Below are 12,271 nucleotides of genomic sequence, written 5' to 3'. Positions count from 1 at the left end.
CGCGAAAAACACGCTCCGACTTTCACCGTCGGTGAGGGAAGGCTCCGTCCGGGCAGTGCTCCTTGCGGAGACATGCCCGTGCGACTCCCACCCTGCTTTCCAGAGTGACCTCGTCCATGCGGTACGGGGGCCTGAGAGATTCCGGGGAGGATTTGCTCCTTCGGCGCCTCCGGCACGTTCACGTTCGCCGGAGGACTCTCCCGCACGGGGTCAGTAGCCGTTTGCCAGCCTACCAGCGAGCCCAGTCACCCATCCCTCGAGTGGCCGGGGTCCCCGATGTGCACTTTCGTAGTGTTTACGGAGCAGTTGCGATCAGTTGGAGGGACCGTGCAGACCGACATCGATCCGCGCAGCCTGATCGGCCGCAAGGCGTACGACCGCAATGGCACCAAGATCGGAACGGTGGACGAGGTGTACCTCGACGACGCCACGGGAGTCCCGGAATGGGCGGCCGTACGCACCGGCCTCTTCAGCCGGGACGCCTTCGTGCCCCTGGAGCCGAGCGAGGTCGTGGACCAGTCACTGCACGTCCCCTTCGAGCGGGCGCTCATCAAGGACGCCCCGGACTTCGGCGTGGGCCGCCATCTCTCCCCGGAGCAGGAGCTGCAGCTCTATCACCACTACGGGCTGGAGATCTCGCCGCCCGCATCCGACCGGGACTTCGGCAAGCTGGCGGGCGAGGACACCACCTGAGCCTCCCGGCCCCCTGATTCCCCCGGCTCCGCCGACTCGTCCGCCGCCCGTACCAGCGGAAGCGGATCGGAAGGCTCCAGATCGGGATCGTCCACCTTGAAGGTCCGTACCCACCCGGGCCTCGATGTCGGCTCCTCGAAGCGCACCGTGACCCGCCCCAGGCCGCTGCCCTGCACCCAGCCGGCTCCGTGCTGGGCATGCCGTACGTCGTGTCCCGCGTGCCACCGCCGCTCCGGCAGCGGCTCGGGCGCCCGCTCCAGCGCCGCTCCGCCCCCGTACGGCTCTCCTTCCCCCGCATTTCCTTCCTCGGCCCCCGCGTCTTCGCCTGCCGCCTCCTCCGCCGCTGCCCTCTCGGTCTCAGCCTTCTCTGTCGCCGCCTGGGCGAAGAGGTCCTCCTGGGTGTAGTCCGCGAGCCCGGTGACCCCCACGCCGAGCAGTCGCACCCCGCCCGTGGTGTCCACCGATTCCAGCAGCCGCCCCGCGGCCTCCCGCACCACGCCCGGATCGTCCGTGGGCCCGCGCAGGGTCTCGGAGCGCGTCAGCGTCGAGAAGTCGTACCGCCGCACCTTGAGCACGACCGTCCTGCCCGACCGCCCGGCCGCCCGCAGCCGCACCACGCACCGGTCGGCCAGCCGCCCCACCTCTGCCCTGATCCTGACCCGGTCGTGCAGATCCACCTCGAAGGTGTCCTCGACCGATACGGACTTCGCGTCCCGCTCGGACACCACGGGCCGGTCGTCGAACCCGGAGGCCATCCGGTACAGCGACGCACCGTGCGCCTTCCCCAGCAGCCGTACGAGCTCGTCCTCGCCCGCCTCGGCCAGCTCGACGACGGTCGTCATCCCGGCCCGCCGCAGATGCTCCCCGGTGGCCGGCCCGACCCCCGGCAGAATCCGCACCGGCATCGGCGCCAGCAGCTCCCGCTCGGTGCCGGGCTCTATCAGCACCAGACCGTCGGGCTTCGCCTGCTCCGAGGCGATCTTCGCCAGCATCTTGGATCCCGCGAGCCCCACCGACCCGGTGAGCCCGGTGACGGCTCTGATGTCCTCCCGCAGCCGCTCTCCGGCCGTCCGGGCGGAGGCGGCGTCGTCGGCCACCCCACCCGCCTCCAGGTCCACGAAGGCCTCGTCCAGGCTCAGCGGCTCCACCAGCGGCGAGAGCCGCCCCAGCAGCTCCATGACCTGATCGCTCACCGCCCGGTACAGGGAGAAGCGCGGATTGAGATACGCGGCGTTCGGACACAGCCGCCGGGCCTGCGCCACCGGCATCGCGGAGTGCACCCCGAATCGCCTGGCTTCGTACGACGCGGTGGCGACCACCCCACGCGTGCCGATCCCCCCGACGACCACCGGCTTCCCGCGCAGGCTCGGCTTCGACGCCTGCTCCGCGGCGGCGTAGAAGGCATCCATGTCCAGATGCAGGATGGTCGGTACGGGTCTCACATCACCGATGCTGCCGTACGGCACTGACAATCGACCGTCGGGAGCACGAACAGGCGCTCAGACAGCCTTGTTGCGGCGTCGCGCGAGCTCGTCGGCGGGGTTGCTCCCGATCAGGGTCTCGCCGGTGTCGACCCGCTCGCCGTGCAGCTGGGACAGAGCGCTCTCCACGTCCCGCCAGACCACGCCCACGGCGATTCCGAAGACGCCCTGGCCACCCTGGAGAAGCTCGACGACCTCATCGGGCGACGAGCACTCGTGCACCGTCGCGCCGTCGCTCATCAGCGTCATCCGATCGAGATCCTTGAACCCGCGGGCCCGAAGGTGCTGGACCGCCGTCCGGATGTTCTGCAGTCCGACACCGGTGTCCAGGAATCGCTTCACGATCTTGAGGACTACGACGTCCCGGAAGCTGTAGAGACGCTGCGTGCCCGACCCGTAGGCGGGCCGGACGCTCGGCTCGACCAGCCCGGTGCGGGCCCAGTAGTCGAGCTGCCGGTACGTGATCCCCGCCGCCGCACACGCGGTCGGCCCCCGGTATCCCACGCTCTCGGTCGCTGCCTCACCCGTGGCCGACGCTACAGCCTGCTGCCTCGCGGTGGGTTCTACCGCATTGCCGTAAAGCGGATACGGCCCGCCCGCCACCGTACCGTCGCCGCTGCTTCTCACGCCGACCTCCGTCCTTGACCTGCCCTTGTCGACGGTAGGCAGTCGCTTGGGGTGCGTCAACGATCGCCGCGCTCGCCACGCCGAGTGATAATCACCCTAAGAGTGGTTTCCCGTGCGCCTCTTCCGGGAACGGCTCCCCGAATGTCCCGACGCGCCCTGACGCGCAGGTCACTGACTATTGGTCCCGAAGTCCTCGGGAGAGATCTGGTCGAGGAACTCGCGGAACTTCTCCACTTCGTCCTCCTGCTCGTCCGGGATCGCAATCCCGGCATCATCGAGCACACCGTCACTGCCATAGATCGGCGTTCCGGTGCGCAGCGCCAGCGCTATGGCGTCCGAGGGCCTCGCACTCACCTCGACTCCGCTGGCGAAGACCAGCTCGGCGTAGAAGACCCCTTCCCGCAGGTCCGTAATGCGCACTTCGGTGAGCTCCTGGCCAACCGCTTCGAGTACGTCCTTGAAGAGGTCATGGGTCAGCGGCCTGGCAGGGGCCATCCCCTGCTGGGCAAAAGCGATCGCGGTCGCTTCTCCCGGCCCGATCCAGATGGGAAGGTACCGGTCGCCTCCCACTTCACGCAGGAGCACGATCGGCTGGTTGGAGGGCATTTCCACCCGGACACCTACGACGTCGAGCTCGTTCACACAGCAACCCTAGGACGTGCCTGGCAGGTTTGGGTAGTCGGGCTCCTCCAAGCTCAGTGCAGCCGCACCCCGAGGGCCGTCTGAATGAGCGCGGCGTGGAGCCGGACGGACAGCTCGGCGAGCTCTTTCACGGTCTCCTCCGCACGTGCTCTGGTCTGCGGATTCGGGTGCCGGCGCAGCGGAGCGACCACCTGTTCGACCAGGCCGGCCTCGCGATCGGCGGCGGCTTTCACCGCGCGCAGATGCCGCGGCTCCAGGCCGAAACGTCCCAGATCCGCGACGAGCCTGGCGACGGTGACGGCTTCAGCGTCGTAACCGCCACCCGGCATCGGCGAGATCAGGCCATACGACTCCCACGCGTCGAGCTCGGCCTCGCCGACCTCCGCGGCCGCGAGGAGCTCCGCCCGACCGATCCGGACCGCGGTCGGGCGGTCGATGCCGGATTCAGGTGAACCGTCGAGCGGGTCGCACGGACCCGCGGAGGCGGGTAGCTGGACCTGCTCACCGCGCTCCAGCGCGTCCAGATGCTCACGGATGACCTTCAGCGGCAGGTAGTGGTCCCGCTGCATCCGCAGCACCTGGGCCAGCCGCTCAACGTCCTCGGGGCTGAATTTCCGGTACCCGGACGGCGTGCGCCGCGGCTCGACAAGACCCTCGGTCTCCAGGAAGCGAATCTTGGAGATCGAGACCTCGGGAAACTCCTCGCGCAGCAGGCTGAGCACCGTGCCGATACTCACCAGGCGGTCACCCGCGGTGCCGGTGCCGGTTCCGGCACCGCCTGTCGCTGTTCGCAGCATGGGTCTTCCCGTAGGCGTCACATGGCCCGCTGGCTCGCGTAGAACACCAGCCGGTACTTGCCGATCTGCACCTCGTCACCGTTGGACAGGAGCACCGCGTCGATGCGCTCACGGTTGACGTACGTACCGTTGAGGCTGCCGACGTCGGAGACGGTGAACCCACCGTCCCCACCCCGGCGGAACTCCACATGGCGTCGCGAGACCGTCACGTCGTCGAGGAAGATGTCGCTCTGCGGGTGTCGCCCGGCGGTGGTCAGCTCGCCGTCCAGGAGGAAGCGGCTGCCCGAATTCGGACCGCGGCGCACCACCAGCAGGGCCGCACCGAGCGGCAGCGCGTCGACGGCCGCCTGAGCCTCCGGCGACAGCGAGGGGGCAGAGGTCTGGCCCGTCGCCTCCGCCTCGTACGCCTCAAGCCCCGAGATGGAGATGGTCGACGTGGTCTCCGAGGGGCGCTCGGGCGATGCCCCGGCCCTCAGCGGCGCTCCGCAGTTGGAGCAGAACCGGCTGGCCTCGGCATTGCGATGCCCACACCTCGTACAAACCGGCAAGGCCGACATGGACGGATCCTCCTGCCGCGGCTGCCCCGCAGAGGCGTTGGTTGCATACGGGTCGGAGGTAAACCCTCCACCCGTACTTGAGGTTGACGGTTCCCCGAAACCTATGCGGCCGGGACCCGCAGGGTCAACAGACGACGCGCCCTGGCCACCCGAAATGTCACCACCCGGACCAGCGACCTCGTCCCGGAACAGCGGGCGGTCCCCGCCCGGTTCCTCGGCATCTCCATGGCGCGGGGCACGGTGCCGGGCGGCGCTGTTGGCACCGTCCTCGCGTGTGCTCTTGCCGAACAACTTCGCAAACAACTTCACGGGCGATTCCCCTTGACCGAAACAGACCCGCCCGTGGGGCAGGACGAACCCTGAATGAACACACCTGCCGACTCGGACATCTTCACAACGTCCGTATCCGCCAAACAGTTTCCACCACGCACCGAGCCTTCGATGCGCCGACCCCCCGCAACCTCATGCCCGTGTCCCACGGCCCCCATGCACCCCCGCCTCACTGCGATGACGACCGAGCGTAGTCAGGCCGCTTCGCCGGTCGCAAGGCATCCACGACGATCTTCTCGGCCCGTGTCACCGTGACGGTGGCCTGCTCCTTCTCCAGAGTCTGCACAACTCCACCCGGGATATTCAGCGCGGGCTCCAGATCCTGCGGCTTGCCGATCACTTCGAAGCGGTACGGCGCGCCGATCTTCTGCTTGTCCACCCGGATGCCGCCGTCCCCGTCGGAGAAGTAGGTGTTCGCGACCACGCGGACGTCGTTGATCTCGATCGCCTCCGCGCCCGCCGCCCGCAGCTCCTGGATCGCGTCGAGCAGCATGTCCGCCTCGACCGCGGCGGTCGGGTCGCTGATGGTCAGCTTGATCCCGGGTCCCTGCGCCGCCACTGTGCCGGCCAGGACACCGAGCTGCCGTTCCTTCTCCAGCGTCTGCTTGCGGGCCTCTTCCGCCTGGTCCGAACTGGTCTCCAGCTCGGTGCGCTGATCGTCCAGCTGCTGCTTCTCGTCTTCGAGTCGCTGCGTACGACCGTCCAGCTCGTCGAGGATCCGAACCAGGTCCTCCTGACGGGCCCCGCGCAGCGCACTGTCGTCGCTGGTCGATCGGACCTGGATGGCCAACCCGAGCCCCAGCACGAACAGCAGCAGCGCCACGATGAGCTGGGCCCGCGTGACACGCGGTGGCCAGAGGGCGGCGATCAGCCGCTGACGCCCGGTCTCCGCCTGCTGCGCCGCCAGTTCTTGGGAATCCGGCGCCTCTTGGCCCGGCCGCGGGTTCTCGCCCTGCGGGTTCTCTTCCGTATTCATCGGCCTCACGCCCGGAAAACGTGCCGGCGAATCGCCGCAGCGTTGGAGAAGATCCGGATGCCGAACACAACGACCACACCGGTGGACAGCTGCGCGCCGACGCCCAACTTGTCACCCAGGAACACGATCAGCGCGGCCACCACGACATTGGAGAGGAAGGAGACGACGAAGACCTTGTCGACGAAGATGCCGTCGAGCATGGCCCGCAGGCCACCGAATACCGCGTCGAGCGCGGCGACGACGGCAATCGGCAGATACGGCTCGACCACCGCCGGCACTTCGGGGCGAACGAACAGTCCGACCACGACTCCCACGACGAGGCCCAGTACGGCGATCACGATGTGCCCTTCCCTGTGTTGGCCACGTCTTTCCCGGCGCCCGTGGCCAGCGGTTCTGCTGTACGTACGATCAGGCTCGGCGCGGCCGGCAGCCGAACCTCTTCCTGATCGGAAATGCTCGTCCTGATGCCGTAGTTCTGCTGCAGCACATGCAAGTACTGGCCATCGGCGCTGTCCTGGAAGTCGGTGCTCAGCTGCCGCCCGTCCCCCACGGCGAGCACCGTGTACGGGGGAACCAGTGGCTTGTTGTCGACCAGTATCGCGTCGCCCGCGGCCCGGATCGCCGACAGGGCCGTGAGGCGCTGCCCGTTGATGGCGACAGCCTCGGCGCCCGACGCCCACAGCCCGTTGACGACCCGCTGCATGTCACGGTCACGCACCCGGCCGGTGTCGGAGAAACTGCTGCTCTCGCGCGGCCCTCCGCCACCCTGCTCCGTGTCCTTGGCATCGTCCACCATGAGCTTCACGCCCGGACCCCGCACCGCCGTCGCACCGGACAGCAACGCGACCAACTGGCCCTGCTCGCCGCCGTGTTCCTGGAGTGCCTTGCGCTGACGCTCTCCGACCTCGGCCCTGAGCGCGTCCACATCGTCCTCAAGCCTGCCGGCCGCCGAGGTCTCCGCCTCGATCCGATCGATGAGCTCCTCACGCTCCTTGGCGACCACAGGGGCCGCTATACGCGCCTGCGCCGCACCGACAGTGACGACCAGGGCGGCCAGCACGAGCCCTGCGGCAAGCCCGAGTTTCGCGCGAAGCGTGCGCGGCATCCCCGCGCTGCCGTCGGCCTGCCTGCGGGCGGTCGCTTCCGCGTACCCGTCGTCGAGGCTGTGGTCCATCACATTTGTCAGCAGCGACATGGACGCGTCCGGGCGCCGTGGTGGGGAGGAGGAGGTGCTCCTCCCGGGCGGCTGCTGCGACATGACGCACATCGTCGCACGTCGAAGGCCCTACCACCGAATGGCCCCACCGGTGCGCCGGACGTCGTATGAAGACAACGTCCGGCACACCAGTCACACCTCAGTGACCTGCACCGTCGACGACCGCCGTCCACTCGTCGAGCAGGGCCTGGGCCGACTCGTCGTCGGGCCCTTCGGCCCACAAATGAGTGACAGCTTCGGCCGGATCGGGCAGCACCATCACCCATCGACCGTCCGCCTCGACGACACGCACACCGTCGGTCGTGTCCACCGACCGGTCGCCGGCCGCCTCGACCACACTGCGCATGACGAGCCCCTTGACCGCCCAAGGTGTCGCCAGGTCCCGCTTGAGCACATGGGCCCGCGGGATGCGCGCGTCGATCTGACTGAGAGTGAGCTGCGTCCTTGCCACCAGCCCAATCAGCCGCACAAATGCGGCCGAGCCGTCGAAGACGCTGCTGGACTCCGGAATGATGAAGCCACCGCAGCCGTCACCACCGAAGATCGTGGCCTCCTCACGGCCCACTCGGGTCAGATCGTCGGGCGAAGTGGTCGTCCACTCCACCTGCGTCCCGTGGTACGCCGCAACCTGCTCGGCGATCCTCGTGGTGGTGACGGGCAGCGCCACCCGGCCACTGCGCCGGTCCGCCGCAACGAGGTCGAGCATCACCAGGAGAGCCCGGTCGTCCTCGATGATCCGCCCACGCTCGTCGACGAGCGACAGCCGCTCACCCACCGGGTCGAACCGCACCCCGAAGGCCGCCCGAGCCGACGCGACGATCTCCCCGAGCCGCACCAGACCGGACCGACGTGTATCGGCGGTCTCGGTCGGCCTGGACTCGTCGAGCCCCGGATTGATGGTCAGCGCGTCAACGCCGAGCCGTCCCAGCAGGCTGGGCAGGACCAGGCCCGCGCTGCCGTTCGACGCGTCGACGACCACCTTCAGCCCCGACTCCGCGATTCCCGTGGTGTCCAGGTTCCGCAGCAGGGATCCGGTGTACGAGTCGAAGACGCTGGCCGGGAAATACAGATCGCCGATCTCGCCGGGGAACGCACGTCGGTACTCCTGACGCGCGAAGACCCGGTCCAGCTTCCGCTGGCCCGCCTGCGAGAGGTCGGAGCCGCGCTCGTCGAAGAACATGATGTCCACGGAGTCGGGCACACCCGGCGTCGTACGGATCATGATGCCGCCCGCGCTGCCTCGCGCCGTCTGCTGACGTGCGACGGGCAGCGGCACGTTCTCCAGATCCCGTACGTCGATGGCGCTCGTCTGGAGCGCCGAGATCACCGCTCGCTTCAGCGCCCGCGCACCACGGGAGTGGTCACGCGCTGTGGTGACCGTGGCGCCCTTCTTGAGCGTCGTCGCGTACGCCCCAGCCAGCCGTACTGCCAGCTCCGGGGTGATCTCCACATTCAGGATGCCGGACACGCCGCGCGCGCCGAACAGATGCGCCTGGCCGCGCGACTCCCAGATCACCGAGGTGTTGACGAAGGCGCCGGCCTCGATGGTCTTGAACGGGTAGACCCGCACATTGCCCTGAATGATCGATTCTTCGCCGACCAGGCACTCGTCCCCGATGACAGCGCCGTCCTCGATGCGCGCCGCCCGCATGATGTCGGTGTTCTTGCCGATCACGCATCCGCGGAGGTTGCTGTGCTGGCCGATGTAGACGTTGTCGTGCACGACCGCTCTGTGGAGGAAGGCCCCGTTCTTCACCACGACGTTCGACCCCACGACCGTGTGCTCGCGGATCTCCACGCCGGCTTCGACCTTGGCGTAGTCGCCGATGTAGAGCGGCCCGCGCAGCACGGCGTCCGGGTGCACCTCGGCACCCTCGGCCACCCAGACACCCGGGGAGATCTCGAAGCCGTCGATGTCGACGTCGACCTTGCCCTCAAGGACATCGGCCTGCGCCTTGACGTAGCTCTCGTGCGTGCCTACGTCCTCCCAGTAGCCCTCGGCGATGTAGCCGTAGATCGGCTTGCCCTCCTTCATCAGCTGAGGGAAGACATCACCGGACCAGTCGACTGAGGTGTCTGCCTCGACGTAGTCGAAGACTTCGGGCTCCATGACGTAGATGCCCGTATTGACGGTGTCCGAGAAGACCTGGCCCCAAGTGGGCTTCTCAAGGAAGCGCTCGACCTTGCCCTCTTCATCCACGATGGTGATACCGAATTCAAGGGGATTCGGTACTCGGGCCAGACACACGGTGACCATTGCGCCCTTTTCCTTGTGGAAACGGATCAGGTCGGTGAGGTCGAAGTCGGTGAGGGCGTCGCCCGAGATAACAAGGAACGTGTCATCCTTCAGCGCTGCTTCGGCATTCTTTACGCTGCCCGCAGTACCGAGTGGCTTCTCCTCATTGGCATAGGTGAGCTCCATTCCGAGCTCTTCGCCGTCACCGAAGTAATTCTTGACGAGTGAGGCAAGAAACTGCACGGTTACGACGGTTTCACTGAGCCCATGCCGCTTGAGCAACCGCAGCACATGCTCCATGATCGGCCGATTGGCCACAGGAAGCAGCGGCTTGGGCATGCTCGAGGTCATGGGGCGAAGGCGTGTACCTTCGCCACCAGCCATCACAACGGCCTTCATGTCGGGAAGGTCCTCCTTGAAGAGACGACGGTCTGGCCGACCTCACCCAGCCGGGGCTGATCCGCAGGCATCGCGCGCGAACAGCCAGGCACTGTACTGCGCCACTATCGGCAAGCTCAGTCGGCCGCTGTGTCCGCCTTCACCAGCCGGCGGACCTGAACCACATAGAGGATCCCTGCCCACCAATACAGAGTTGTACCCCATCCGGCGAACGCCCATCCGAAAATAGCAGCCAGTGATGACAGCCAACCGTTTCCGTCACTGAGAAGCAACAACGGGAACGCGTACATCAGGTTGAACGTCGCGGCCTTCCCGAGGAAGTTCACCTGGGGCGGCGGATAGCCGTGCCGACGGAGGATTCCCACCATCACCAGAAGCATCAGCTCACGGGCCAAAAGGGCCGCTGTGAGCCAGAGGGGCAGGATCTCCCTCCAGGTGAGCCCGATCAGGGTGGAAAGGATGTAGAGCCGGTCTGCCGCGGGGTCCAGCAGCCGCCCCAGGCTGCTGATCTGGTTCCAGCGCCGGGCGAGCTTCCCGTCGAGATAATCGCTGATACCGCTGAGCATCAACACCAGCAGTGCCCAGCCGTCGCGCTTGGGCTCACCAAACACGGGGAGAAGGATCAGCCACAGGAACACAGGTACGCCGACGAGGCGAGCCATGCTGAGGATGTTCGGGATGGTGAGGACCCGGTCCGTCTGAACGCGAGTCTCCTGGACCTCCACCCGGGGGCCTCCTGTTGGAACGTGCCAATGATGCCCCCTGACCCTACCCTCAGCCACGGCCGGCAGCCGCACAGGGGTGGAGGGGCTCCAGGTCGGGAACGCAGGAAAGCCCCGCACCATAAGGTGCGGGGCTTTCCCACAATAATTGTTCGGCGGCGTCCTACTCTCCCACAGGGTCCCCCCTGCAGTACCATCGGCGCTGAAAGGCTTAGCTTCCGGGTTCGAAATGTAACCGGGCGTTTCCCTAACGCTATGACCACCGAAACACTATGAAGTTAACCAACCGGTGTATACACAGTTCGTTACTTCAGAACTAACACAGTGGACGCGAGCAACTGAGGACAAGCCCTCGGCCTATTAGTACCAGTCAGCTCCACCCGTTACCGGGCTTCCACATCTGGCCTATCAACCCAGTCGTCTACTGGGAGCCTTAACCACTCAAGGTGGTGGGAATACTCATCTCGAAGCAGGCTTCCCGCTTAGATGCTTTCAGCGGTTATCCTTTCCGAACGTAGCCAACCAGCCGTGCCCTTGGCAGGACAACTGGCACACCAGAGGTTCGTCCGTCCCGGTCCTCTCGTACTAGGGACAGCCCTTCTCAATATTCCTACGCGCGCAGAGGATAGGGACCGAACTGTCTCACGACGTTCTAAACCCAGCTCGCGTACCGCTTTAATGGGCGAACAGCCCAACCCTTGGGACCGACTCCAGCCCCAGGATGCGACGAGCCGACATCGAGGTGCCAAACCATCCCGTCGATATGGACTCTTGGGAAGATCAGCCTGTTATCCCCGGGGTACCTTTTATCCGTTGAGCGACAGCGCTTCCACAAGCCACTGCCGGATCACTAGTCCCGACTTTCGTCCCTGCTCGACCCGTCGGTCTCACAGTCAAGCTCCCTTGTGCACTTACACTCAACACCTGATTGCCAACCAGGCTGAGGGAACCTTTGGGCGCCTCCGTTACTCTTTAGGAGGCAACCGCCCCAGTTAAACTACCCATCAGACACTGTCCCTGATCCGGATCACGGACCGAGGTTAGACATCCAGCACGACCAGAGTGGTATTTCAAGATTGACTCCACACACACTGGCGTGCATGCTTCAACGTCTCCCACCTATCCTACACAAGCCGAACCGAACACCAATATCAAACTATAGTAAAGGTCCCGGGGTCTTTCCGTCCTTCTGCGCGAAACGAGCATCTTTACTCGTAGTGCAATTTCACCGGGCCTATGGTTGAGACAGTCGAGAAGTCGTTACGCCATTCGTGCAGGTCGGAACTTACCCGACAAGGAATTTCGCTACCTTAGGATGGTTATAGTTACCACCGCCGTTTACTGGCGCTTAAGTTCTCAGCCTCGCACACCCGAAAGTGCACTAACCGGTCCCCTTAACGTTCCAGCACCGGGCAGGCGTCAGTCCGTATACATCGCCTTACGGCTTCGCACGGACCTGTGTTTTTAGTAAACAGTCGCTTCTCGCTGGTCTCTGCGGCCACCCCCAGCTCACGGAGCAAGTCCGATCACTAGTGATGGCCCCCCTTCTCCGAAGTTACGGGGGCATTTTGCCGAGTTCCTTAACCATAGTTCAC

Annotated in this window: 11 protein-coding genes, 2 rRNA genes and 1 riboswitch; of the genes, 1 reads left to right on the top strand and 12 read right to left on the bottom strand. The window is 66.1% G+C overall.

What is annotated here, in order from left to right; translation table 11 throughout:
• Positions 1-109 precede the first annotated feature (109 nt).
• Positions 110-213: riboswitch (glycine riboswitch) on the bottom strand.
• Positions 214-327: 114 nt separating this feature from the next.
• Entirely contained in the window at positions 328-693 is a 366-nt protein-coding gene (locus ABCR94_RS32640) for a PRC-barrel domain-containing protein (RefSeq protein ID WP_347124390.1), read from the top strand.
• On the opposite strand, the gene ABCR94_RS32635 is transcribed toward ABCR94_RS32640, so the two are convergent.
• From ABCR94_RS32635 to ABCR94_RS32580, 12 genes are all read right to left on the bottom strand, one after another.
• On the bottom strand, positions 621-2,135 hold the full coding sequence (locus ABCR94_RS32635; RefSeq protein WP_347124388.1) for a DNA polymerase IV: 1,515 nt from the start codon (positions 2,133-2,135) through the stop codon (positions 621-623). The two genes, ABCR94_RS32640 and ABCR94_RS32635, sit on opposite strands and share 73 nt — an antisense overlap.
• 57 nt (positions 2,136-2,192) lie before the next feature.
• Complete coding sequence (locus tag ABCR94_RS32630) at positions 2,193-2,801, bottom strand: MerR family transcriptional regulator (RefSeq protein WP_347124386.1); 609 nt, start codon at positions 2,799-2,801, stop codon at positions 2,193-2,195.
• A gap of 168 nt (positions 2,802-2,969) precedes the next feature.
• A complete protein-coding gene (locus tag ABCR94_RS32625) occupies positions 2,970-3,443 on the bottom strand; it encodes a bifunctional nuclease family protein (RefSeq protein WP_006123076.1) in 474 nt (157 codons plus the stop codon).
• Between the two features lie 53 nt (positions 3,444-3,496).
• A complete protein-coding gene (gene ftsR / locus ABCR94_RS32620; protein ID WP_347124384.1) occupies positions 3,497-4,240 on the bottom strand; it encodes a transcriptional regulator FtsR in 744 nt (247 codons plus the stop codon).
• Positions 4,241-4,257: 17 nt separating this feature from the next.
• Positions 4,258-5,214 carry an FHA domain-containing protein gene (locus ABCR94_RS32615; RefSeq protein WP_347124556.1) on the bottom strand — a complete coding sequence of 319 codons (957 nt, stop codon included), beginning with the start codon at positions 5,212-5,214 and terminating at the stop codon, positions 4,258-4,260.
• 82 nt (positions 5,215-5,296) lie between these two features.
• Positions 5,297-6,103: a DUF881 domain-containing protein gene (locus ABCR94_RS32610; protein ID WP_347124382.1), complete on the bottom strand. Its 807-nt coding sequence runs from the start codon at positions 6,101-6,103 to the stop codon at positions 5,297-5,299.
• 5 nt (positions 6,104-6,108) lie between these two features.
• Positions 6,109-6,441, bottom strand: a complete 333-nt coding sequence (locus ABCR94_RS32605; protein WP_206964811.1) for a small basic family protein — start codon at positions 6,439-6,441, stop codon at positions 6,109-6,111.
• Positions 6,438-7,361 (bottom strand): DUF881 domain-containing protein, encoded by a 924-nt coding sequence (locus ABCR94_RS32600; protein WP_347124379.1) that lies wholly within the window; start codon positions 7,359-7,361, stop codon positions 6,438-6,440. Before ABCR94_RS32600 ends, ABCR94_RS32605 begins: the two co-directional genes overlap by 4 nt.
• Positions 7,362-7,458: 97 nt before the next feature.
• A complete protein-coding gene (locus ABCR94_RS32595) occupies positions 7,459-9,954 on the bottom strand; it encodes a sugar phosphate nucleotidyltransferase (protein WP_347124378.1) in 2,496 nt (831 codons plus the stop codon).
• A 116-nt stretch (positions 9,955-10,070) separates the two neighbouring features.
• Positions 10,071-10,679, bottom strand: coding sequence for a cardiolipin synthase ClsA (gene clsA / locus ABCR94_RS32590; RefSeq protein ID WP_347124377.1), 609 nt, complete (start codon positions 10,677-10,679; stop codon positions 10,071-10,073).
• A 147-nt stretch (positions 10,680-10,826) separates the two neighbouring features.
• Positions 10,827-10,943 (bottom strand): 5S ribosomal RNA (gene rrf, locus ABCR94_RS32585).
• 73 nt (positions 10,944-11,016) lie between these two features.
• Positions 11,017-12,271 (bottom strand): 23S ribosomal RNA (locus tag ABCR94_RS32580); the annotation flags it as partial.

This window comes from Streptomyces changchenzhani (assembly GCF_039766235.1).
Lineage (GTDB): Bacteria > Actinomycetota > Actinomycetes > Streptomycetales > Streptomycetaceae > Streptomyces.
This window is presented reverse-complemented; position numbering and strand designations above follow the sequence as displayed.